The sequence below is a fragment of the Clostridium celatum DSM 1785 genome, from assembly GCF_000320405.1.
Taxonomy (GTDB): domain Bacteria; phylum Bacillota; class Clostridia; order Clostridiales; family Clostridiaceae; genus Clostridium; species Clostridium celatum.
The window spans coordinates 57296-81108 of record NZ_KB291607.1 but is presented as its reverse complement, the minus strand read 5'-3'; the positions used below and the strand labels follow the sequence as shown (position 1 = coordinate 81108).

At 28.4% G+C, this 23813-nt stretch carries 22 protein-coding genes; 17 read left to right on the top strand and 5 right to left on the bottom strand.

The features are described from left to right. Positions 1-69: 69 nt before the first annotated feature. The gene (locus HMPREF0216_RS01825) at positions 70-1158 is read left to right on the top strand and encodes an acyltransferase (RefSeq protein WP_040418521.1); all 1089 of its coding nucleotides are present in this window, start codon (positions 70-72) and stop codon (positions 1156-1158) included. Positions 1159-1322: 164 nt separating this feature from the next. Here the strand turns inward: HMPREF0216_RS01825 and HMPREF0216_RS16960 are convergent, their stop codons facing one another. Together HMPREF0216_RS16960 and HMPREF0216_RS01820 are read right to left on the bottom strand one after the other, a co-directional pair. Continuing rightward, positions 1323-1487 (bottom strand): hypothetical protein, encoded by a 165-nt coding sequence (locus HMPREF0216_RS16960; RefSeq protein ID WP_005210462.1) that lies wholly within the window; start codon positions 1485-1487, stop codon positions 1323-1325. Between the two features lie 64 nt (positions 1488-1551). After that, the gene (locus HMPREF0216_RS01820) at positions 1552-1746 is read right to left on the bottom strand and encodes a hypothetical protein (RefSeq protein WP_005210461.1); all 195 of its coding nucleotides are present in this window, start codon (positions 1744-1746) and stop codon (positions 1552-1554) included. 827 nt (positions 1747-2573) lie between these two features. Here HMPREF0216_RS01820 and HMPREF0216_RS01815 point away from each other — a divergent pair. The 7 genes from HMPREF0216_RS01815 (at position 2574) to HMPREF0216_RS01785 (ending at position 10674) form a co-directional block, all read left to right on the top strand. Next, positions 2574-3179 (top strand): AAA family ATPase, encoded by a 606-nt coding sequence (locus HMPREF0216_RS01815; RefSeq protein WP_005210458.1) that lies wholly within the window; start codon positions 2574-2576, stop codon positions 3177-3179. 133 nt (positions 3180-3312) lie between these two features. Then, a complete protein-coding gene (gene essC / locus HMPREF0216_RS01810; RefSeq protein WP_005210451.1) occupies positions 3313-7923 on the top strand; it encodes a type VII secretion protein EssC in 4611 nt (1536 codons plus the stop codon). Between the two features lie 181 nt (positions 7924-8104). Beyond that, positions 8105-8404, top strand: a complete 300-nt coding sequence (locus HMPREF0216_RS01805) for a WXG100 family type VII secretion target (protein WP_040418520.1) — start codon at positions 8105-8107, stop codon at positions 8402-8404. A gap of 18 nt (positions 8405-8422) precedes the next feature. Beyond that, entirely contained in the window at positions 8423-8725 is a 303-nt protein-coding gene (locus HMPREF0216_RS01800; protein ID WP_005210448.1) for a pore-forming ESAT-6 family protein, read from the top strand. A 144-nt stretch (positions 8726-8869) separates the two neighbouring features. Beyond that, on the top strand, positions 8870-9121 hold the full coding sequence (locus HMPREF0216_RS01795; RefSeq protein ID WP_005210446.1) for a DUF4176 domain-containing protein: 252 nt from the start codon (positions 8870-8872) through the stop codon (positions 9119-9121). A 120-nt stretch (positions 9122-9241) separates the two neighbouring features. Continuing rightward, positions 9242-9520 (top strand): hypothetical protein, encoded by a 279-nt coding sequence (locus tag HMPREF0216_RS01790; RefSeq protein ID WP_005210444.1) that lies wholly within the window; start codon positions 9242-9244, stop codon positions 9518-9520. 8 nt (positions 9521-9528) lie between these two features. Further along, positions 9529-10674 (top strand): hypothetical protein, encoded by a 1146-nt coding sequence (locus HMPREF0216_RS01785; RefSeq protein WP_005210442.1) that lies wholly within the window; start codon positions 9529-9531, stop codon positions 10672-10674. Positions 10675-10930: 256 nt separating this feature from the next. On the opposite strand, the gene HMPREF0216_RS18225 is transcribed toward HMPREF0216_RS01785, so the two are convergent. Both HMPREF0216_RS18225 and HMPREF0216_RS01780 read right to left on the bottom strand, forming a co-directional pair. Continuing rightward, positions 10931-11230, bottom strand: a complete 300-nt coding sequence (locus tag HMPREF0216_RS18225; protein WP_423219165.1) for a YARHG domain-containing protein — start codon at positions 11228-11230, stop codon at positions 10931-10933. Positions 11231-11572: 342 nt separating this feature from the next. Beyond that, on the bottom strand, positions 11573-12040 hold the full coding sequence (locus HMPREF0216_RS01780) for a zinc-ribbon domain-containing protein (protein WP_005210441.1): 468 nt from the start codon (positions 12038-12040) through the stop codon (positions 11573-11575). A gap of 153 nt (positions 12041-12193) precedes the next feature. On the opposite strand from HMPREF0216_RS01780, the gene HMPREF0216_RS01775 reads away from it, so the two are divergent. From HMPREF0216_RS01775 to HMPREF0216_RS01750, 6 genes are all read left to right on the top strand, one after another. After that, positions 12194-12445, top strand: coding sequence for a hypothetical protein (locus HMPREF0216_RS01775; RefSeq protein ID WP_005210439.1), 252 nt, complete (start codon positions 12194-12196; stop codon positions 12443-12445). Positions 12446-12535: 90 nt separating this feature from the next. After that, positions 12536-13360, top strand: coding sequence for a zinc-ribbon domain-containing protein (locus HMPREF0216_RS01770; RefSeq protein ID WP_005210438.1), 825 nt, complete (start codon positions 12536-12538; stop codon positions 13358-13360). Positions 13361-13496: 136 nt separating this feature from the next. Continuing rightward, positions 13497-14168: a transposase gene (locus HMPREF0216_RS01765; RefSeq protein WP_169317565.1), complete on the top strand. Its 672-nt coding sequence runs from the start codon at positions 13497-13499 to the stop codon at positions 14166-14168. Between the two features lie 231 nt (positions 14169-14399). After that, positions 14400-15995: a peptide chain release factor 3 gene (locus tag HMPREF0216_RS01760; protein ID WP_005210434.1), complete on the top strand. Its 1596-nt coding sequence runs from the start codon at positions 14400-14402 to the stop codon at positions 15993-15995. Between the two features lie 480 nt (positions 15996-16475). Next, a complete protein-coding gene (locus HMPREF0216_RS01755; protein WP_005210431.1) occupies positions 16476-17045 on the top strand; it encodes a thioester domain-containing protein in 570 nt (189 codons plus the stop codon). A 225-nt stretch (positions 17046-17270) separates the two neighbouring features. Continuing rightward, positions 17271-18035 (top strand): tyrosine-protein phosphatase, encoded by a 765-nt coding sequence (locus HMPREF0216_RS01750; RefSeq protein ID WP_005210424.1) that lies wholly within the window; start codon positions 17271-17273, stop codon positions 18033-18035. Positions 18036-18210: 175 nt separating this feature from the next. Here the strand turns inward: HMPREF0216_RS01750 and HMPREF0216_RS01745 are convergent, their stop codons facing one another. After that, on the bottom strand, positions 18211-18801 hold the full coding sequence (locus HMPREF0216_RS01745) for a sigma-70 family RNA polymerase sigma factor (protein WP_005210423.1): 591 nt from the start codon (positions 18799-18801) through the stop codon (positions 18211-18213). A gap of 1125 nt (positions 18802-19926) precedes the next feature. Between HMPREF0216_RS01745 and HMPREF0216_RS01740 the strand changes: the two genes are divergently transcribed. The 3 genes from HMPREF0216_RS01740 to HMPREF0216_RS01730 all read left to right on the top strand — a co-directional run bounded on the left by HMPREF0216_RS01740 (position 19927) and on the right by HMPREF0216_RS01730 (position 23781). Next, positions 19927-21816 (top strand): polysaccharide biosynthesis protein, encoded by a 1890-nt coding sequence (locus tag HMPREF0216_RS01740; RefSeq protein WP_005210420.1) that lies wholly within the window; start codon positions 19927-19929, stop codon positions 21814-21816. 213 nt (positions 21817-22029) lie between these two features. Next, entirely contained in the window at positions 22030-23136 is a 1107-nt protein-coding gene (locus tag HMPREF0216_RS01735; RefSeq protein WP_051040649.1) for a DegT/DnrJ/EryC1/StrS family aminotransferase, read from the top strand. A gap of 33 nt (positions 23137-23169) precedes the next feature. Further along, the gene (locus HMPREF0216_RS01730; protein WP_005210418.1) at positions 23170-23781 is read left to right on the top strand and encodes a sugar transferase; all 612 of its coding nucleotides are present in this window, start codon (positions 23170-23172) and stop codon (positions 23779-23781) included. The last annotated feature ends 32 nt before the right edge of the window (positions 23782-23813 follow it).

Sequence of the window (23813 nt, the reverse complement as noted above, 5' to 3'; positions counted from 1 at the left end):
CGCAAGGTGTATATAAATATACTTATTAACATAAATTTAAAATAATGATAATTATTAGGAGGAATAGTGTTGCGAAAGTTAATAAATAATCATGAAATTATTAAATCAACAGAACGTATATTATATTATGATATATTAAAGGTAGTGGCTGCATTCATTGTTGTTTTTTATCATTTGAATATTTTAAAATTAGGATTTATAGAAGGCGAAGTATTTATACCTAATATCAATTCAATAATAATGAATATTTCTAGTATAGGTGTCCCAATATTTTTTATGGTTAATGGGGCATTAATGTTAAATAAAAAGGAATATTCGTTTAGACATATTTTAAAAAGAGCAGTAAAATTAATTTTATTATATTGTTTTTGGAGTATTGTAGTAGTTATAATATGTGCAATTATAAGAGGAAATTTATTTGATTATAATATTATACAATTGTTATTAAATAGAAAAACAGATATAGATTATTTATGGTTTTTTAGAACATTAGCTATTTTGACTTTATTAACACCTATTCTAAAAAGAATATACTTAAGTGAAAATAAGGTATTTTTATATATGGTCATGATAGGATTATTTATCTTTCCGTTTGTATACAATTATCTAGTGCTATTGTTTAATTTAATAGATTATGAGAGCCTTAAGCATATTCCTAGGACAGGCTTTTTTACACTGTATTCAGTTGAATACTTTTTAATTGGTGCAATAATTTCAAAAAATATAGAAAAGTATAGGAAAAAACATAAAAATATAAATATTATATCTATATTAATATTTTGCTTAGGATTATTATTAGTTACAATTGAAGTAACATTATGGACCAATATAAATAATGAAATATTCGATAGTGGAAATTCTGTATTTCCTACCATTGGAGCTTTATGCATGAGTTCAGCAATTTTTATACTTTTATCAAATTTTAAATCTATAAGAAATTTAAAAGTAAAAAAAATCATACAATATATAGGTGAAAATTCTATTGGGGTATATATTTTTCATATGCCGATTATTACATTCATGAAGTTCTATTTTATTAAGAGAAGTATGAATATTATCCTAGCAATAATTATTACTATAATAATAATTATATTATCATTGACCATTAATGAGATTTTAAAAAGAATACCTATATTGAAAAATATGTTGAAAATATAATAAGTACCATAGAGGACATATTATCATGCTCTCTATGGTACTTATTTCTATTAAAAAGAGACACTAATTATTTTGGTTAGTTTAATGTATTTTATACATAAATATTTAAGGAATATATATTCAAAATGAAAGCTACTACAGCAATTAAAGTAAAAAATTTTTAATTAAAATAAAGTGTTTTGTTTATTTTCTTTTTGAATAGTTTCTTTACTTTTATTATTTAAGCTTCCAAGAGGACTATTAAAGCTATTTAATGGGTCTGGAAGTTCTGTATTAGCGGATTGAGTAATTCCTCTAGTTCTATGTTGTTTATCATTAGATTTTGCCATTTAAAATTCCTCCTTATATGAGATATTAATTTAAATAAGCAAGTGTTGTATTACGGAGTAGTATTTATTCAGATTCATCAAAAGGATCTTCAGTATAATCAAATTCGCTATAAGCAATATTATTAACTACAATTGGATCTTCAACTGTATTAGCGAGTTTGGTATCAACTCCTTCTGGAGATTTGCTTATTAAGTATTCTTTATCTGGTTCATAATAAGATCTTACTCTAGGTAAATAGACATTAGATTTATCGTCCATAATCGTACTCCTTTCTCTCACTATATAAATAGTATTTGTAGATTAATAGAAAATATACAAGTCCTCTATAGAAGTAATAAAAGGTAATACGGTTATTTTATAGCCATTAATTAGTGGTAAGAGGAGAGATAAATATGTATCCAATAATACTTAAAGAACATTTACTTTCATAAAATTTGGGGTGGAAGAGATTTTGAAACTTTAACTTGTGTCGAAGGAAGTGGACTATAAAAAGTAATAATTTTTGCGAAAAAATTTAAAAAGGACATAGCTATTTAATTCTTGTAAATTTGGGAAAATACACAGTTAATGCTGAATTATAAATAATAAAAAGTTATTTAACCACAGATGAACAAAAAAGCCTGACTTAATGATAAGTCAGGCTTTTTACTTTGCCTCAGATGAAAAATTAATATAATCGGATGGTTTATATCTTTCCTTTTTATCATCAGTTATATAGATAGAGTTTAAATTATAATTTGTGAAGTTAGGAGAAATAGTAAAATTTTTTAGGGTGAAGTATATATTTAATATATTCAATATTTCACTTGAAGGTACATATAAAATAGTAGGGGAAAGGAGTTTGTTAGATATAATTTTTCTAAAGCTAGACTGTGCGTAGTTTTTAAATGCCTCAGTGGAAAAGGGAAAGGGTATATAAATGAGTATATAACTTAATTAGAAGATAATTACTTTGATTATTATGCCCATGAGGTAATATAGCAAAAATTGTCGTTGAAAAAAGTTAAAGTTATTGGTATAATTAAATTTCTCGTGGGCACGAACAAAATTTGAAAAATTTATATAAATATTTGGAGGGATTACCAATGCCAGTAAGAATTGCTATCCTTGGTGGGCCAAGATGTGGTAAAACAACATTAATACAACAATTATACGTAGACTTAAAAATTAGAGATATAAATGTAGGTGTTGCTACAGAATATAGCACAGATTATTTAAGAGATAAGGGTATGATTGAATCTATTTCAGAACAATATGGAATATACTTAGGTCAATTACATTTAGAAAAGAGCTTAGATTCTCATGATTATGCTGTAACTGACTATGCAACATTTGTACCGTACATATATGGAAGATTAATGCTTGGAGATAAGGTAAGAACTAAGAAGGAAATAGAAATCTTAAATGATTTATATAGCTTAGCAATAAGAGACCTACCACAATATGATCATATCTTCTTTGTTCCAAGAGAATTTGGATATAAGAAAGATGGTGTAAGATGGCAAGATGAGGAAGTCGCTCAAGCAGTGGACAAGGCTATCTTAGGATTCTTAGATGCTGAAAATGTTAAGTATTCAGTAATTACAGGATCAACAAAAGAAAGATCAGAGCAAATAATGAAGATTGTTGGAATTAACAAACCAATAGTACAACCTGTTAGAGAAAAAGAAGTAGAAGTTAAAAATAAATAGTTATAAGAAGCACCCGCGGGGCGAATCCAATTTTTGGATTCACCCCGCGGGTGTTTTATCTTTCATTACATAATAGTAATTTTTATTAATATAAATAAATATAAATATAAATGGTTAGAAGGAGGCGAGGAATTTGCTATTAACTTTAATTGATAAGAACAATAAGTTAGATTATGTATTGCCTAAAAAAACATCTGGAAAATATGTGATAAATACTAAAGATGATGATGAAAACATAATACCATTAATTACTGTAGAAGAGGAAGAAGGAAAATGGTTCATAAGGTCTAATAAAAATGCAAAATTAAAGGATGACGAAGATAATTTAGTATCAAAAGTACAATTACAACCATTCAATAAGTATAAGATTTTTAAGAGTGATTCAACGATTGCTTTATTATTTACTCAAAATCAATCTGAAGAAGCTCATAAGTTTAAAAAATATACAGTAAATAAAGAAGTAATAAAAATAGGTAAAAGTAAAGAAGCAAATATATGTTTTGAAAATAAATTAGTATCTCCAATTCATTGTCAGATAAAGTATGACAGTGGTAATTCAGAAGCTACAGTTATAGATTGTGATAGTTCAAATGGAACTTATGTAAATGGTAAAAAGATAGTAGAAAAAAAGCTGGTAGTTGGAGATGTCATTTATATAATGGGATTAAAAATAGTATATAACGGTAATATTTTAGCTATTAATAATCCTAATAATGCTGTTGTTATTGATGAAAGTTGTTTTAATTTATTAAAAAAGGCAGTTCCTAAAACTATAGTTACAGATAAATTAGAAGACCTTGAAGAGAAAAGTATAGAGAAAGAAATATTTTTTCGTTCACCAAGATTTAAGAAGGATATAGAAAGAAGAGAATTTAAAATAGATTCTCCTCCAGCACCAACAAAAGGTGAAGAAGTACCATTAATGTATATGCTAGGACCATCTATTACTATGGGAATGGCAAGTCTTCTTACTAGTATAGTTACAGTTGAAAATATCATAAGCAATGGGGGAGATTTAACTACAGCTTTACCAACAATTTTTATGGCTTTTAGCATGATACTTGGTACAGTTTTATGGCCTGTCTTAACTAAAAGATATGAAAAGAAAAGGATTTTGAAAAATGAGGAAATTAGAAAGTTAAAATATAAGAATTATATAGAAGAAGTAAGGTCTGATATTGCATTAGAATGTGAGAAGCAAAGAAGAATATTATATGCAAATAACACTTCAATTTATGAATGTGTTGAAATGATAGAAAATAGAGAAATAAACCTTTGGGAAAGAATTATTAGTCATAATGATTTTGCAAGGGTAAGACTAGGAGTAGGCAGTTTACCAATAGAAGCGGATTTTGGCTATGAGGAAAAGAAGTTTGAGTTAGAGGAAGATGAATTAAAAAATGATTTATATAAGCTTATTGATGAGCCTAAAATGATAAATCCTGCTCCAATTACAATATCATTATTTGATGAAAAGGCAACTGGAATAATTGGTGATAGAAAAAGTGCAAAATCTCTTATTAAATCAATAATATTTCAGTTAGCAGCACTTCAAGGCTATGATCAATTGAAGTTTATATTTTTGTATGATGAAAAAGATGAAGAAGAGTGGGGGTTTTCAAAATGGTTACCACATTCATGGAGTGAAGATAAAAGTATTAGATTTATCGGTACAAATGTAAAAGATGTAAAAGAAATATCTATGAACATGGAAAAAATAATAGTTGAAAGAAAAAACAATAGTAAGAAAGAAATAGAAGAGTTACTTCCTTATTATATAATATTTTCTATGAGTAAAACCTTAGAGGTAAAATCTGAATTTATTAAATCAATATTAAGGGAAAAGGAAAATTTGGGCTTTAGTATTGTTAGTTTATATGATGAAATAAAAAACTTGCCTAAGGAATGTTCAACTGTTATAGAAGTTACACTTGAAAGTGCTCAAATATATGATAAGGATGATATATCAGGAAAATATATAGAATTTAATATGGAGGCTCTAGCAGATGTAAACTGTGAAGATTTAGCTATTAAGCTATCTAATATTGTTCTTGATGATGAAAATAGTAAAAATTCATTGCCAGAAATGATAACTTTCTTAGAAATGTTTAAGGTAGGAAAAATAGAACATCTTAATATTTTAGAAAGATGGAATAAAAGTGATCCTACTAAAAGTATTGAAACTGAAGTTGGTGTAGATGCAATGGGTGATTTATTTAAATTAGATTTACATGAAAAGTTTCATGGCCCTCATGGATTAATAGCTGGAATGACAGGTTCAGGTAAAAGTGAATTTATAATTACATTTATACTTTCATTAGCTATTAATTATCATCCTGATGAAGTTGCTTTTATTTTAATTGACTATAAGGGTGGAGGAATGGCAAATGCATTTACAAATCTACCTCATGTTGCAGGTACAATAACAAATTTGGATGGTGCAGCAGTTAAACGTTCCCTAATATCTATACAAAGTGAGTTGAAACGTAGGCAAGCTATATTTTCTAAGGCAAGTAAACATATGCAAATAAGTAATATAGATATATATAAGTATCAAAAGTTATATAGAGAAGGAAAGGTTAGTGAGCCACTACAACATTTATTTATTATATCTGATGAGTTCGCGGAGCTTAAGGTTCAACAGCCAGAGTTTATGGAACAACTTATAAGTGCAGCAAGAATAGGTAGAAGTTTAGGTGTTCATTTAATACTTGCAACACAAAAGCCAGCAGGTGTTGTTGATGATCAAATATGGAGTAATTCTAGATTTAGGGTTTGTTTAAAGGTTCAAGAAAAGTCAGATAGTATGGATGTAATTAAAAGAGCAGATGCAGCTGAAATAGCTGAAACAGGTAGATTTTATTTACAAGTAGGCTTTAATGAATTGTTTGAAATTGGACAATCTGCATGGTCAGGAGCACCTTATTATCCATCCAATAGATTTGAAGTTAATAAAGATGAAAGTATTGCAGTTATAGATAATATAGGTAGGGTTTTAAGGAGTGCAAAAATAGATAAGAAAGCTAAGTTATCTAAGAATCCTCCAAAACAAATAGATGAAATAGTTAAATATATTATTAATATTTCAAAGGAAGAAAATATTAAAGTTAGACCAATATGGCTTGAACCAATATCTCCAATAATTTTTCTTGAGGATATTAGAAAGAAATATGATATTGAAGATATTAAATATAAATTGAATCCTGTAGTTGGTGAATATGACGATCCTACGACACAATCTCAACATCCATTGACTATTCCTATTTCTCAAGGGGGAAATACTATTGTTTATGGTTCTGCAGAAAGTGGTAAAACTACATTTATTACAACGCTTATTTATTCATTGATTAAGAGTCATACACCAGAAGAAGTGAATTTGTACGTATTAGATTTTAATACAGAAATTTTGAAGGTTTTTGAAAAAGCTCCTCATGTTGGGGAAGTATTATTCTCTTATGAAGCTGAAAAGATAAATAATTTATTTAAAATGTTATATGAAGAAATTGAAAAGAGAAAAAAGCTATTTGTTGATTTTGGTGGAGATTATAATTCATACATTAAAAATAGTGGATGTAGTATAGAGTCTTTAGTAATAGTAATTCATAATATTACAGCCTTCATTGAGATATATGAAGATAAGGAAGAGGACATAGCTTATTTAACAAGAGAGTGTACAAAGTATGGAATTTACTTTATTTTAACTGTATCAAATGTAAGTGGAATAAGATATAAATTGCTTCAAAACTTCAAAAATATATATTCTCTTCAACTTAATGATAGTAGTGAATATGTATCAGTTTTAGGACATACAGATGGGGTTATTCCATCAAAGTATAAAGGAAGAGGAATATTTAAAATTGATAGAGTTTATGAATTCCAAATAGCTCTTTCATTTAAAGAGGTAGACAATATTTTTGAATTAATTAAGTCTTATTGTAATAAATATAGTATTGAATGGGACAAAGCGTTTGCAAGGAAAATTCCTATATTACCACAAAATGTTGATTTATTATTCTTTGAAGATGAAATTAATCATAGTGATAAATTTAAAGGAGTTCCTATTGGTGTTGAAAAAGATACACTTAAAATTAAGCATTATGATTTTGATAAATTCTTTGTAAACATGGTTTTATCTCAAAATCAAAGTAATAATAGCTTTTCACAAGGTTTAGCAGAAGTTATGGCAGAATGTACTGATGAAGTAATAGTAATTGATGCTAAGAATTCTTTTATTGAAGATAAAAATAGAAAATATAGATATATTAATGATTCAGCAGAGTTTGATGCTATAGCAGTTGAGCTATTTAATACTTTAGTACAACGCCATAAAGAAGTTAAGAATTCAATAGGAAATAATATTGAAATTAAAAAGTATAAAAACATTAAATGTATTATTAATTCTTTTAATGAGTTTTTTAAATATTTATCAGAAGATAGTAAGGATAAAGTAAATGTCTTTATGTTAAATGGAAAATTATCATATAATATCAACTTTATCTTAGTTGAAGACATCAATAATTTAAGTTCTATAAGCTATGAAGAATGGTTTAGTAAGCAAGTTTCACTAAGTGATGGTATTTGGATAGGTAATGGAATTTCAGAACAATATCAATTAAAAATAAACAAAATTACTAAAGAGATGTATTCAGAAATAGGCGATGACTTTGGATATGCAATAAATGATGGAAAAGTTAAATTAATTAAGGTTCTTACTAGTGTAAATAAGGTACAAGAAGATGATTAAAGTATGGTTAAGGAAAATAGGAATTTGCAGAAGAATATTAAATAAATATCATTAAATTAAACTAATTAAATATCATTGCATTAATTAGGATGGGATTGATTTATGTAAAGTTTAATTAAAGCTTATTATGATATATCAAAAAAATATATATAAATTTTATAAGTACAAAGGGAGTGGTTATATGGCAAAAATTATGGTAGATCCAAGCAAGTTAGAAATGGCTGCAAATAAAATGGAGCAGCAAGCAGCAGATTATGCAAAATTATATAAGCAATTATTTACAGAAGTAGAAGCAATGGAAAAAGCATGGCAAGGTGCAGATAATATTGCTTATACAACCCAAATTCAAGGCTTTAGAGAGGATTTAAATCAAATAAAGAAGCTTCTAGATGATTATTCAACATTTTTGAAGCAAAGTGCAAAGATATATAAAAATACTCAAGAAGAAGTAGTAAATAAAGCTAAGACATTAACAAATTAGTGGTGGGGTGATATATAAATGAGTATAGAAGGAATTAATATTAATTTAGAGGAAGTTCGTGCAACTGCAAAAACTATAAAAGCATTAAATAGCCAATTAGCAACAAGGCTTGATGATATTAAAAAGGAAATGAATTCTTTAGAGTCAACTTGGCAAAGTCAGGCTTCAAGCACAATAAGAACAAACTTCAATAAATTAGAATCAAAATTCCAAGAATGTAGAAAGATTATTGATTCTTATGGGACATTTTTAGAAACTACAGTTGATTCATATACAAATGCTGAATCTAGCATAAATAGCAATGCAAGTGCATTTGAATAATAATTATTAGAGTACATCAGATTAAATAGTTGAATATGTTATTTAAATTAGGTATGTAAAGGAATATTACTGATTTTAATAATATATTTCAACTATATTTTTTTTTATAAATAAATTATATGGAGAATAAAGGAGATATGCTTAATGGATAAATATTTACCAATTGGATCAGTGGTTTTATTGAAAAATGGAACTAAAAGAGTGATGATTTATGGAAGAAAGCAAATTCATATAGAAACAGGGAAAGAATGGGATTATTTAGCTTGTTTATATCCTGAAGGAAATATAAATGAGGAATTTATGTACTTATTTAATCATGACCAAATAGACAAAGTTTATTATTTAGGATATAGAGATGATGAGGAAGTTAAATTTGTAGAAGAAAATTTGAAATAAATATATTAAGAGTTATTAGTTATATATAAATATTTTAATGAAGGTATAGGCCCTGGATGAATAAATAAATTTTAAAGGTTTAAGTATACATTAAGGGCTTAAAGGGAGTGATTGTTTATAATGTTTGATGCTTCAAAAAATATAAACAATGGAAGAAAAGTTTCAATATTAGGAAATGATATAAAAACTATAGGGAATAAGTGTGAGAATATAATTTATATAATGCCTAGCAAATATAGAAGTGTAGAAGTTTCAACTATATTAAAAGAAATTTATAGTATAAAACATGAGCTTAGTAGCATAGGAAATGAGCTTGAAAATTTGGGAGAAATTATAGTTAGTGTGTCTAAAGAGTTAGATAATAATTCTTCTAGGAAAAATGGCGGTTCTAGTTGGTAGGGAATGAGATGGAAATATTAATAGATACAAATACTGTGAGAAGTAATGCAGAACAGTTAAAAAGCTACATGAGGAATTTAGCCGATAAAAGAGAACGTTTGGAAAGTATACAAAAACAACTCGATTATGAAGTAAAGTATAAGAGAAATATAGTTGATTCAATGAATTCTCTTCAAATAAGGATATTGAAAGTTGAAGAGAGAATGGAAAAGATTCAATACCTGCTATTATTTGCATCTACTAATTATGAAAATGCAGAAAAAACAGTAGTGAAATTATTAAAGGTTCTTGATGAGAACTTAATGGGTGGTATTGAAAATTATAGTAACGATAACTCTAGTAAACCAAAGAAAAAGACTAAGAAAAAGAAGAAATTATTTGATAAAAATCTTATTAAGATAGCAGTTGGAGTAACTGTTATTGGAGTATCAATTATAGCAATACCAGTTACAGGAGGATCCTCAATAGCAATTGGTGCAGCTGTAGGAGCAACAGTTGTAGGGGGTTCAGCTGGAGTAGTTAGTGGTATCATAAGTGAAAAAAAAGGTGGAAATTTTATAGATGGATTTGCAAATGGATTGATGTTTGGATCTGCAGTTGGGGCAGTAGCCGGAGCAGCAGTTGGATTTGCAGTCAGTGGTTTAGCTAGTAGTGCAGGTGGAGGTGTAGCAAGTGAAGTAGGAGGAGGTATAGCAAACAAAACAGGTGCAGAGGTAGTGAAATCTGGAACAAAGGTTGTTTCTAAGAATTTATTTAGGGATGTAGCAAAGGAAAAAATAAAGAGTGTAGGTAAAAAAATAGCCAAAGGAGCTGCTAAAGCTGGATTTGAAAAAGCTCTTAAGAGTAAGGAGACTGGTATAGATCTTGTTTATGATGTTGGTGAAGGAGTTATAGAGAATGCTAAGAGTATAGCTGTTGATTCTGTTAAGGACGAATTAAAAGGTGCATTTAAGGATGAAATAATAGGAGATATAGTTGTTGACAGTGGAGAAGCAGCAGGAAAATATGTTGGGGAAGTTATTAAAGATGGAGAAGAAGTAACTGCTGAAGGTATGGCAAAATCAATAGTTAATGTAGTAAAAGAAAAAGGAACTGATTTATTAAAAGATGAGATTTCAGAATTAGTTCTAGGTGGTGATGATGATATAGGTTAAAACTATTAATACAAAGAAATTATTGATAATATAAAAGATAATAGTGTTGATAAAATTAATAGTAATAACAGTGGCGTAAGTAGTGCTAGAGATGGCATAATAGGAATTTCATAAGCTTATGGTCTGTTATTAAGTAGAGTAACTAGATGTATTGAGAGAGTAGCTAAATTTGTGTAAAATACAAATCTAGCTACTCTCTTTTAGTTATTATATAAATTATTTTATTGTCTAAAGAACATATTAAATAGTGATATAATTATTTACCTAAATCATGCATTAAAGCATCCTTAACTCTACTATCCTTTTCTTTTACTATGGTTTTTAGATTAGCATCTTCAATATCACTAAAAACTATATCATTTGATGGATTAGTGATATTAACATACCACGATTTACTATTAAAATGATCTTGTAGTTCAGATATTGAAAATCTATAGCCATATCTAGCATATATCTCATTTGTAGCAATAATAAGTTCCCAGTTATTAAGTGAAGAAACATCACTAGATGATAATAATACACTATTACTATTTGGGAAAACAAAATCAGAGCTTATAGGTGGATAGAAATTTGCAGATGCTCTTACAAACTCTAATGCTTTTATTAAATTACAATTATCTTCTTCAATTTGTGTATCGAATTCGAATTTAGAAAAATCTTGAGAGCTTGGAGAATACCAATCTTTACTTTCAAAAAAACTTTACAAATTGCTACCAGGAGCAAAAGTATAACCATATCTTGCAAACATTTCATACGAGCAATAAAAAGTTCTTCTTCAGAAAGATGGTTTATAGCTGAATAAGTTAGTTCTACTTTATCGCTATCTTCAATTATAAAAGCTCTATTTGAATATTTTTTTATATAAACCTCTGCTGTATTTACTTGTGATGATTGATTATTAGTATTTCGAGTTAGAGGATTGATTGTTATTATTTGTTTTTTCTTGATTACTTATTTCAACTTCACCATTGGACAATTTGTTTTCAGTATTAGAGGAAGTGGTTGTTCCAGTAGTATTGGTAGTTTTAGAATTAGTTTGGGATTTATCATATTCATTTGTATTTTTATTATTTACTATATTAGGAGTAGTATCTATATTAGAAAGCTTTATTGCCATTATAATTACAGATAAAATTAAAACAGATATCAATAGTACAGTAATTATTAATATAGGTTTTTTAACATGTTTTTTTTCATGAGTATCAGTAATATTTAGCCTAATGGTTTTCTCAATTTCATTTGTTTCTTCTTCATTATTAATAATATTATTTGTTTGGCTATTAGCTGAATCTATAGGAAAACCACATTTTGCACAATACCTTTGGTTATCCAGCACTTTAAAGCCACAATGAGAGCATACTTTCATTAATAATTCTCCTTTAATATAAATATATTTATTATATAAAATATTTTTTTAATTCTTAAAATATAACAAAATATATGAGGCTATAAAATGATGAAAGACCTACGGTAAATTAAGATAACTACTAGTATTAATGATATACAGGGGGAATAAGATATGGATAAAATTTTAATAGATGTATTAGTACCAGCTGCTAATAGAAGTTTTGAAATTTATATTCCTTTGGATTTGAAATTCTATGAGATAACACTATTAGTTTCTAAAATAATAAGTGAATTATCCAATGGATTATTTATTTCAAATGATGATTCAATTTTATGTGAAAGGGCAACAGGTGATATATTAAATATTAATATGTCAGCAAGAGAGTTAGAGCTTAAAAATGGAGCTAAATTAATGTTATTGTAAATAAGTTAACTTATATATAGTTAATATAATGAGTATATTTTTAATTGTTATTTAGAAGCAATATATTTGTATAGAGGGAGAAAATATTTAATGAAGATATGTTCAAGTTGTGGATTTAAGGTATTAGATAATCAAAAATATTGTCCTAGATGTGGACTACCTATAAATTCCAAGCCACTTGCAAATACTCAAGAAAAGATTATTAGTGATGATAAAAAAACAAGCGTTGAAAATCAACGTAAGTTAAATATAGATAATAAGAAGAAAAACCATTCAAATAAGCCAATAATGATAATTGCTATAATAACTTTAGCAGGAGTTATTCTTTTTTCAGCTACTTTAAATAAAGAAAAGAAAAAAGAGAATGATGATGCAGAATTAAAGAATATAATAACATCTGTAAAGAATGAATTTGCTAATATTATGAAAAGTGAAGATATAGTATTTATTAGCTTTGATGAAAGTAATAATAGATATCTATTTGAAACTGTTTATGAATCTTCAGAAGAGCAATATTATTACTATCCAGAAACAAAGGAAATTACAGTGTGCGTTCCAGGAATGGAGGCAATAATAAATAAAAATTTTGAATTTAAAACAACATTTTATGATAATCCTACTGAGGTAGCAGAAAGTTATATGATTTATCTTCGTAGAAGAACAGAGAGTGAAGAGATTGTAAAAGTTAATGATTCAATAGGTAATATGGCTAAAGATATGTTTAAAGATATGCTAGACTATGCAATATCACCTGATGCACAATGTGAAATTGATGGAGTGGAACTTTATTTAGTAAGAGTGAATAAAGGACAACCTGATTATGAAGTTAATGAGTTCCTATTAGGAAGTGATGGGAACACTTATGATTATTGGGAAGCAATATCAAATAATAGATTAGTACAAGTTGAGAAATGAAATACCTGCAGATGAAATACCCGCAGATGAAATACCCGCGGGGTCAATCCAATTTTTGGATGGACCCCGCGGGTGTTTAATATTAACGCAATAAGGCAATACTCTAGATACTGTTATGGTAAAAGGAGGTGCTTTTTTGGTAACTAAGAGAAGAATCTGGATTCCAGGTGCTAGTTATCATATTACAAATAGGGGAAATCACAAAGAAGACATATTTTTGGAAGAGGTTGATTATTATATTTACTTATCGCTTATAAAAAATACATTGCATTTTTATAAGGAATATAATTATAAATTAATTTCATATTGTTTAATGAAAAATCATGTACATATGCTTTTAAAGACAGATAAGTATGATCCAAGTTATTTTATGAGAAGATTAAGTAGCATGTATGCAAAGTATTTTAATAATAAGTATGAGTGTGTAGGTCATTTATTTCAGGGAAGATATTATAGCAATACCATAACAAGTGTCATTGAATTATTAGAAGTTAGTAGATACATACATTTAAATCCAGTAAGAGCCAATATAACTAAATTGCCAGAGGAATATAGATGGTCTAGTTATAATAGGATACTAGATGATATAGATGCGAGGGCAAATATAAAGGATTATAAAAATAACAAATCAAAGAGAAATAAATATAAGATAGATGTTGCATCAGAAGAAATAATAGAGCTGTTGGATATATATTTATTAGTTGAAGAAAATAGTATTCAAAATATAAAAACAAGAGTGGAAAGAAAAATACAAAACTCTAAAGAAAAATATAAACAATACGTTGAAAGTAAGATAGAAACTATGTGATTGCCTGCGGGGTCAATCCAATTTTTGGATTGACCCCGCAGGTAATGAAGGTTTTGCAGGATAATGTATTTATATGTGGAGAAAATAGCATTAATGATGTATAATATTAATGAATTAAAATGAAACGTGTTTAAGAGTGTTGAAAAACGCTTGATATAGCGCGCCTGCGGGGCAAATCCATTTATTGGATTAGCCCCGCGGGCAGTATATATAATTTAGGAGGATACAAAATTGGCTGATTACATAAATGAGATTAAAAAGAGAAGAACCTTTGCAATTATTTCTCACCCTGATGCTGGTAAGACAACTTTAACTGAAAAGTTCTTATTATATGGAGGAGCTATTAGACTTGCAGGTTCTGTTAAAGCTAGAAAAGCATCTACACATGCTGTTTCTGACTGGATGGAAATAGAAAAGCAAAGAGGGATTTCTGTTACTTCATCAGTAATGCAATTTAACTATGCTGGACACTGTATAAACATACTTGATACTCCAGGGCACCAAGATTTCTCAGAGGATACATATAGAACTCTTATGGCTGCTGACTCTGCTGTAATGGTAGTTGACGCTGCTAAAGGGGTGGAAGATCAAACAAGAAAGTTATTCCATGTTTGTTCTTTAAGAGAAATGCCAATATTCACATTCATAAATAAGATGGATAGAGAAGCTCAAGATCCATTTGGTCTTTTAGAAGACATTGAATCAGAACTTGGTATTAAGACATATCCAATGAATTGGCCAATTGGTTCTGGTAAGGAATTTAAAGGGGTTTATGATAGAGTAAATCAAAGAATCATAGCATTCAATGGTGGAAATCACGGTTCTACAGAAGTTGAAGCTATTGAAGGTTCTGTTGATGATGAAAAGTTCAGAGAAATATTAGGTTCAGCTCTTCATGATAAGCTAATGGAAGATATTGAACTTCTTGATATAGCTGGAGATGAGCTTGATTTAGATAAAGTAAGCAAGGGTGAATTAACTCCTGTATTCTTTGGATCTGCGTTAACTAACTTTGGTGTTGAGCCATTCCTTGAAAACTTCTTAGAAATGACTTCATCACCACTTGCAAGAAACTCAAACATTGGGGAAATTGACCCATTTGATGAGAAGTTCTCTGCATTTGTATTTAAGATTCAAGCAAACATGAACAAGGCTCATAGAGATAGAATTGCTTTCATGAGAATATGTTCAGGTAAATTCACTAAGGGTGAAGATGTATTCCATATGCAAGGTGGAAAGAAGCTAAAATTAGCTCAACCACAACAATTCATGGCTGAAAACAGAGAAATAGTTGAAGAAGCATATGCAGGAGATATTATCGGGGTATTTGATCCAGGTATATTCTCAATTGGAGACACTTTATGTTCACCAAGCAAAAAGTTCAAGTTTGAAGGAATTCCAACATTCGCTCCAGAACATTTTGCAAGAGTTAGACCAGTTGACACTATGAAGAGAAAACAATTCGTAAAAGGTGTTACTCAAATAGCTCAAGAAGGGGCAATCCAAGTATTTAAAGAAAACCATGTTGGTATGGAAGAAATAATAGTTGGGGTTGTAGGGGTACTTCAATTTGAAGTTCTTGAATACAGACTTAAGAATGAATATAATGTTGAAATCAAGATGGATAGACTTCCATTCAGATATGTAAGATGGGTTGAAAGCTATGATGGAGACATTGATAGATTAAACTTAACTTCTGATGCTAAGAGAGTTAAAGACTTTAAAGATAGAGACCTAATAATATTCCAAAATGACTGGGGAATTAACTGGGCACTTGATCATAACAAGGGATTAGTTCTATCAGGCGTTGGTAAGAGCGAAGAGTAAAAATATTGATTTGCCCCAGGGGCAAAAACAATAGTAAGTTGTACGGTAAAAGTAGTCATGGCTTAGATGCTGCAAATCTAGGCTATGGCTACTTTTTAGCGTTATTAAAGAAGGTAAATGGAAATAATAGGGTGTGCCCCTGGGGCGATAATATGGGGCGATAATATGTAGTAAGTATAAAAGACACAACATTTAGTTGGATCGTAGCTAGATGCTGTATCTTTTATTTATTATTGTATATATTAAAGGAGGAAACAATGAAAAAAGCAATTACTTTAATTGTATAATAATTAATATATGTAGTTGATATTTAAAGGTTACTATAGTAATCAGAAAATTTTAAAAGGGTTGCAGTAAAGAGGTTTGAATTTTAAATTTTCAATTTTAAAATTTGAAGTTTAAAGTTTGAAATTTGTTTTGTATAGAATTATTGACTAGGATAATACTAATAGTAAGAAAAGTATTAGGGGTGATATATTAATGAAGTTTTGTAAATCTCTAAGTTTAGTTTTATTAGGTATTATATTTTTAATTATAGGGGGAAGTGCTACACGGGTAAATTGTTCTACAATTAAGGTTCCAAGTAGAGTTGGAGTTCCAGAAAGTTTAAAAATTGAAACTGATAGTAGTATTTTAGGTATATTAGAATATGAGGACTTTTATTTAGCTGTAAGAAGAATATTAACAAGGGTTGGAGCTGCATATTGTTTAGAGGATAATAAGGATTATCCAACTGGAGAAGTTTTTGAGGTTGAAGGCAAGGTTAATGAGGATATAGCAAGGGTTTTAGCTGTAGGATATCCATGCAAATCAGCTGAAGAACTTGGGCTTAAAAGTAATGATGATGCATATTTAGCAACTCAAATAGCTATTTGGAGTATTAATGAAGGATATAGTGTTTATGATTTTAGAGATGAGAATAAAGATGTTTTAAAAGCTATAATAAATATTTATGAAAACTCTAAGAGCGTTGATTTAAGTAAAGTTGAAGATGTTTTTATTGAATATTATTTAAATGATTCTCTTCAAAGAATTGTGGTTAAGATGTAGTCTGCATTTTTATGTAGACTATTTTTTTATTATGTCTTTAATGTGAATTTTTATATAAAAAGCTAAAAATCATTGAATAAGTTTTGAAAGCTTGTCTATAATTATATATATATGGAAGTGTAATAAAAAGAGTTTGGTTTAATAATATATAAAACTGTTATATAAGGATTTATTGGAGAAGTTTAATTGTAGTAGGTTTCAGTAGTTTTAGGAGGGGTAAAGAAGATGATAGATATACATTCACATATTATTAATAATGTAGATGATGGTGCAAAGAATTTGGATATGGCACTTAATATGCTTAGAAAATCTGAGGAAATTGGAATTAAGGGAATAGTTGCAACACCACATTATTTAAGAGGTATTTATAATTTTGAATATAGTGAAATTGAGGAATGTGCAGAGCAATTGAGAATAGAGGCTAAAAAGAATAATATTAATATTGAAATCTATACAGGACAAGAGGTTTATTATACTGAAAAAATTGTAGAGTATTTTACAGATGGTATTATTGGGACAATAAATAAATCTAGATATATGTTAATTGAATTTCCTATGAGGGATTTTGATATAGATGCAATTTTAAATGATATATATGAATTACAAATAAGAGGTATAGTAGCAATTATAGCCCATCCAGAAAGATATAAAGTGTTCTTGAAGAAACCATGGTTAATTAATAATTTTATAGAAGAAGGATTTTTATTTCAGCTTAATGCAGGTAGCTTAACTGGGTATTTTGGAAAAGATGTTAAGAAGCTTGCTATGAAGTATCTTGAAAATGGAGTTTATAGCTTTATAGGGTCAGATGCTCATAGAGATGAAAGCAGAAGCACAGATATGACAGAAGCTTTTGATTTAATAGATTCTATTGATAAAAAATATAAGGAAGATTTTAAGAAAAATTCTAATTTATTAGTTGAAGATGGAGAAATAGAGTTTAGTGGAAAGTTTATTAAGGAAAGAAAAAAGCTTTTAGGGATTTGGTAAAACTTAAAGATAGAGATTAGTAGTCATAGGTAATTTAATAATAAGCATGTTCAGTTTAAAAATGGCAACTTTTAAATAAAAAGCATGAGGACAGTAAGAGTCAGTGTAAATTTGATTTTAAATCAGAGTTATGCTGACTTTTGCTTTTTATTAATTTACATTTTGGGGTAAGATATTAACTTATAGATTCTTTTAGAAATTTGAGAATTGATTTTAGTTTTGTTCTAGTTTGATTATATGAAAGGTTATTTGATTTGCAATATTTTAATAAAGAGCCTTTTGGAGTTAGGTAAACTTCCTTTATTAGATTTTTTTCAAAGTTAGATAGGTGGGTTAGAGCTTCAGTTAATGTTTTTATAGAGTCCTTGTCTATAGCTAGATTTTCAATATTTATATTATCTTCAATTAAGTCGATAATTTCACTAACGTAATCACCAGTTTTAACAAGAATATTAAGACTAGATTCATTTGAATACTTAATGTTTTCTCTACCAAGATTTCTGTAAGCATTTTTTATGGAGTTAATCATATAGGAATCAATACAACGGTTACCTTTTTCTAGGTCAAATTTATTAATTGCATAAAGAACAGCCATATTTCCTATTTGAATTAAGTCATCAATATCATAGTTCTTTAAATGATAGGAATTTGAGTATTTTAAGATTAGTTTTTCATATTTATTTATGATACAAAGCTTGGCAGATTCATCACCAGCTTGGGCACTTTTTAAAATTTCTAGCTTTGGAGAGTTTGAGTATTCTTTCAATATAAATCACCTTCTTTAAAAATTTTAGTATATGAATTATTAGAAAAATTAAGATATGAAATACTGGGAGTGTAATCAGTGATAAAGAAGAGAATCAAGATTACATTTAAATAGAGTATAACAGGGGCAAGATATACGGGGATAAGATATGACAGATGTAAGAAGTAGTAGGAGTATGAAGAAGTTAATGTTATTAGATAAGTATTTAAGTAAATCTAAGTATTTAAATAAAGATAGATATATCTTTGGACAAAATATAACAGAGTAAGAATATAGGATGGGAAATATATTATAGCGAGAAAAGTTAAGAGAAAGTAGGATATAGAATAGATAGAATATTTACATTAATTGTGCTTTAGTAAAGGGTAATATTAAGGTTAGTTTGAAAATGTGATTTGATAGGATAATTTGGAAGAGTGGTTTGAGGAATCAGAAAGGAATTTTGAGATAACATTCATAAAAATATTATACCATAATATGTAAAATAAATATATAGATATTAAGATTTATGTATTAGTAATTATAAATAAAATTATAATAAGAATTCAAAAATAACAACGAAAAGGTAATTGCTATAAAAATAAAGATAAGTACAAATTAAAATATGGATAAATACAGTTAATAATTAATAAAATTTAAATATATTTATATATGAAAAACTAAAAACTATAAATTTATAAAGATTATAAGAAAAACATAAGAAAAACATGAGGAGAATATAAGAAAAGCAGAAGAAAAATAAAAAGATATAAAAAATATAAAAAAATTAATCGTCAGTATTCGACAAAAATTATTTTTTAATATATAAAGTTTAATTGATAAAAAACAGTCTTACTCAAATAAAGTTAGAAAAAATAGAAGGATACAGTAAAAAAAATGAATTGTGTAGAACAGCTAATAAAAATAAAGGAATGCAAGGAATTTATTAGAGAAAAACAAACGTTTTCAGTGGAAGATTATTATAAAATTATAAATTTTATTAAAATAGTAAAGCGTGTTATAATTAAATTGATATTATGAGGAGAAAAATATCATTAAATGTAGTTGGTTTTAAACAACACTAATGGTATATCTTAGAATTAAGTTAACGTTAACAATGTTTAAAATTTAACATACAAAGGGGGGATGATGATGAAGGATATCTTAAGTAATAGAAAGATTAAGATGACAACTTTAGTTATTACTGATTTTGTTTTAATACTACTATCTTATTTTTTAGGGTTTATATTTAGATTCTATTTAAGTGATAGCACTTTAATTCAAATCATAGCAAGTTTTGGTAGTCATTTTGGAAAAGTGATTTTAAGTGCAATTATTTATATTTTAATTTTTTACATATTTAAACAATACAAAAGTATATGGACATTAGCTGGGATTAATGAAATTGTTAATGGAGTTATAGCAGTTACTTTGGGGGGAGTAGTATCTGTTTTAATTTCACTAATTAGTAAAGAAAGAATTCCTTTAATGGTCACTTTACTTGCTGGGATTATGATTTTAATTCTTTGTAATGGAGTTAGAGTTGCATGGAGAATTTTAAGAAGAGCTATTATGTATAATGAAGCTAGTAATCCAGAGGATTTAAAAAGAGTACTTATTATAGGAGCAGGTTCTGGGGGAGCACTTGTTTCAAATGAATATAAGAAATTTCCACAACTTAAGAGAAAAGTAGTAGCTTTTATTGATGATGACAGACAAAAGTTAGGGACATATGTAAATGGGGTTAAAGTTTACGGAAATAGAGAAGACATCATAAGAGTTGCTAAAGAAAAAAAAGTAGATGAAATTATAATTGCTATTGCTTCTATTAAAGATCAAGTTTTAAAAGAGCTTATAGAAAAATGCACAGAAGCAAAAATTGCAGTTAAAATTATGCCTGGTGTAGCTGAAATGATAGATGGTAAGTTTTCTATTAATAAAATAAGGGATGTAGATGTAGAAGACTTATTAGGAAGGGAAACTATCAAATTAGATCACGATGGTATAGCAGATTATTTAGAAGGAAAAACTGTATTAGTTACTGGTGGTGGGGGATCTATCGGTTCTGAACTTTGCAGACAAATTTCTAAATTTAAACCAAAACAACTTATAATTTTTGATATTTATGAAAATAATGCCTACGATATTCAAAATGAACTTAAAAGAACATATCCAGATTTAAACTTAGTTACTCTTATAGGTTCAGTTAGAGATAGGCAAAGATTAAGACAGATTTATACAAGATATAATCCAAATGTAGTGTTCCATGCAGCAGCTCATAAGCATGTTCCACTAATGGAGATTAGCCCAGAAGAAGCTATTAAAAATAATGTTGTTGGTACTTTCAATACAGCAGAATTTGCAAATAGCTATGGAGTGGAAAAATTTGTTCTTATTTCAACAGATAAAGCGGTAAATCCTACAAATATAATGGGTGCAACTAAGAGAATGTGTGAAATGATAGTACAAGCATTTAACAAAGTAAGTGATACAGAATTTGTTGCAGTTAGATTTGGTAATGTACTTGGAAGTAATGGTTCAGTAATTCCATTATTCAAAAAGCAAATAGCAGCAGGTGGGCCAGTTACTTTAACTCATAAGGAGATAACAAGATACTTTATGACAATACCAGAAGCATCACAATTGGTACTTCAAGCTGGAGCTTATGCAGAAGGTGGAGAAATATTTGTACTTGATATGGGTAAACCAGTTAAAATATACGATTTAGCAGAAAATCTTATAAAGCTAAGTGGATATGAGCCACATAGAGATATAAAGATAGAAGTTACTGGACTTAGACCAGGAGAAAAGCTATATGAAGAACTTCTTATGAATGAAGAAGGGTTAACAGAAACAAAGCATGAGAAGATATTTATAGGAAAACCAGGAGATTTTGAAATTGATGATATCGCTCAAAAGACAGAAGAACTTTTAAAATATGCAACTAAAGGAAGTAAGATTAGACTTAAGAAACAATTAAAGATGGTTGTTGATACATTTAAAGAACCAGAAGAAATAAATAGTAAGGTTATTTAGAAAGGTTAATATTAAATATTCACTTCAATATTATATAAATTTTGTAAATAATTTTTAAGTGTTTTATCATAGGAGTAATTTTATTAAGTTGATCTAGAAGTAAGTCATGAAAGAGCAATATGAAGTAATGGGGGAGAAGCAAATTCCCCTAAATAAAAAAGATTGGGGGAATAGAACGTGGAAAATAAGAGAATATATTTAGCATCTCCTCATATGGGTGGAATGGAGCAGGACTTTGTTAAGGAAGCTTTTGATACTAACTGGGTTGCACCTCTTGGACCAAATGTCAATAATTTTGAAAAGGAAGTTGCAGAGTATGTTGGGGCTAAGGATGCAGCAGCTTTAGTTTCAGGAACATCAGCAATTCATTTAGCTTTAAAGGCAATTGGAATGAAAAAGGGAGATAGGGTTTTCTGTACAAGTTTAACTTTTGCAGCAAGTTGTAATCCAATAATGTATGAGCATGGAGAGCCAGTATTTATAGATTCAGAACCAGAAAGCTGGAATATGTCACCTTTAGCTTTAGAAAAAGCTTTTATTAAAGCTAAGGAAGAAAACAAAATGCCTAGAGCTGTTATAGTAGTTCCTCTTTATGGACAATCAGCTGATATGGATAAAATCATGGAAATTTGTAATAGATACAACACTCCAATAATTGAAGATGCAGCAGAATCACTTGGAGCGACATATAAAGGAAAACAAACAGGTACCTTTGGTGAGTTTGGAGTATTTTCATTTAATGGAAATAAAATAATCACTACTTCAGGTGGTGGAATGTTAGTTTCAGATGATGTTGAAAAAATAGCAAAGGCTAGATTTTGGTCAACTCAATCTAGAGATAATGCAAGACATTACGAACATACAGAGCTTGGCTACAACTACAGAATGTCAAATATAACAGCAGGTATTGGTAGAGGACAACTTAGAGTTTTAAACGAAAGAATAGCTCAAAAGAAGCATATCTTTGAAAGATATACAGAAGCATTTAAAGATATTGAAGATATAGCAATGATGCCAATTTGTGAATATGGTGAGCCAAACTACTGGTTATCTTGTATGACTTTAAAGGAAGAAAGCAAGGTTAAGCCACTTGATATTATATTAGCTTTAGAAGAAAAGAACATTGAAAGTAGACCAATATGGAAGCCAATGCATATGCAACCATACTATAGTGAATTTGAATTCTTCAATCATAATGAATATGGAATAAGCGTAGGAGAAGAAATATTCAATAGGGGATTATGCTTACCATCAGATACAAAAATGACTGAAGAAGAAATAGATAAAGTTATAAATATAGTAAAAAGTGTATTTATATAAAATTGTAGTGAAGTAGTTTTAGGGGATTATTTAATGAATAGATTTAGTTTAGTAATAAAAAGAGTGTTTGATATACTTTGTGCTCTTGGGGGGCTTATAGTATTATCACCAGTTTTACTTATATGTGCAATACTTATAAGAACAAAGCTTGGTAGTCCAATATTCTTTAGACAAAAGAGAATTGGAAAGGGCAATAAAGAGTTTGAGATGATTAAGTTTAGAACTATGAAGGATGCTGTTGATAAGAATGGGGATCAGCTTCCAGATGAGCTTAGAATGACTAAGCTTGGTAAAACTTTAAGAAGCTTAAGCTTAGATGAATTACCAGAGCTTATAAATATATTAAAAGGAGATATGAGTTTAATTGGGCCAAGACCATTACTTGTTCAATATCTTCCTTTATATAACGAAAGACAAATAAAAAGACATGATGTAACACCAGGACTTACTGGATGGGCTCAAATTAATGGAAGAAACTCATTAACTTGGAATGAAAAGTTTGAGCTTGATGTTTGGTATGTTGAAAACTGGAGTTTATGGCTTGATATAAAAATATTCTTTATGACTTTTTATAAAGTCTCTAAGAGAGAAGGAATAAGCCAAGAAGGTCAAGCTACAGCAGAATTCTTTAATGGAAATAATTAATGGATGACCCGCGGGGTCAATCCAATTTTTGG

What these genes read in the sequence shown, in the direction of transcription:
- HMPREF0216_RS01820 (WP_005210461.1), bottom strand. Translation starts at nt 1,746, where the DNA reads ATGGACGATAAATCTAATGTCTATTTACCTAGAGTAAGATCTTATTAT.
- HMPREF0216_RS01755 (WP_005210431.1), top strand. Translation starts at nt 16,476, where the DNA reads ATGAAGTTTTGTAAATCTCTAAGTTTAGTTTTATTAGGTATTATATTT.
- HMPREF0216_RS01785 (WP_005210442.1), top strand. Translation starts at nt 9,529, where the DNA reads ATGGAAATATTAATAGATACAAATACTGTGAGAAGTAATGCAGAACAG.
- HMPREF0216_RS01730 (WP_005210418.1), top strand. Translation starts at nt 23,170, where the DNA reads ATGAATAGATTTAGTTTAGTAATAAAAAGAGTGTTTGATATACTTTGT.
- HMPREF0216_RS16960 (WP_005210462.1), bottom strand. Translation starts at nt 1,487, where the DNA reads ATGGCAAAATCTAATGATAAACAACATAGAACTAGAGGAATTACTCAA.
- HMPREF0216_RS01815 (WP_005210458.1), top strand. Translation starts at nt 2,574, where the DNA reads ATGCCAGTAAGAATTGCTATCCTTGGTGGGCCAAGATGTGGTAAAACA.
- HMPREF0216_RS01795 (WP_005210446.1), top strand. Translation starts at nt 8,870, where the DNA reads ATGGATAAATATTTACCAATTGGATCAGTGGTTTTATTGAAAAATGGA.
- HMPREF0216_RS01790 (WP_005210444.1), top strand. Translation starts at nt 9,242, where the DNA reads ATGTTTGATGCTTCAAAAAATATAAACAATGGAAGAAAAGTTTCAATA.
- HMPREF0216_RS01735 (WP_051040649.1), top strand. Translation starts at nt 22,030, where the DNA reads ATGGGTGGAATGGAGCAGGACTTTGTTAAGGAAGCTTTTGATACTAAC.
- HMPREF0216_RS01800 (WP_005210448.1), top strand. Translation starts at nt 8,423, where the DNA reads ATGAGTATAGAAGGAATTAATATTAATTTAGAGGAAGTTCGTGCAACT.
- HMPREF0216_RS01775 (WP_005210439.1), top strand. Translation starts at nt 12,194, where the DNA reads ATGGATAAAATTTTAATAGATGTATTAGTACCAGCTGCTAATAGAAGT.
- HMPREF0216_RS01770 (WP_005210438.1), top strand. Translation starts at nt 12,536, where the DNA reads ATGAAGATATGTTCAAGTTGTGGATTTAAGGTATTAGATAATCAAAAA.
- HMPREF0216_RS01780 (WP_005210441.1), bottom strand. Translation starts at nt 12,040, where the DNA reads ATGAAAGTATGCTCTCATTGTGGCTTTAAAGTGCTGGATAACCAAAGG.
- HMPREF0216_RS01750 (WP_005210424.1), top strand. Translation starts at nt 17,271, where the DNA reads ATGATAGATATACATTCACATATTATTAATAATGTAGATGATGGTGCA.
- HMPREF0216_RS01805 (WP_040418520.1), top strand. Translation starts at nt 8,105, where the DNA reads ATGGCAAAAATTATGGTAGATCCAAGCAAGTTAGAAATGGCTGCAAAT.
- HMPREF0216_RS01740 (WP_005210420.1), top strand. Translation starts at nt 19,927, where the DNA reads ATGATGATGAAGGATATCTTAAGTAATAGAAAGATTAAGATGACAACT.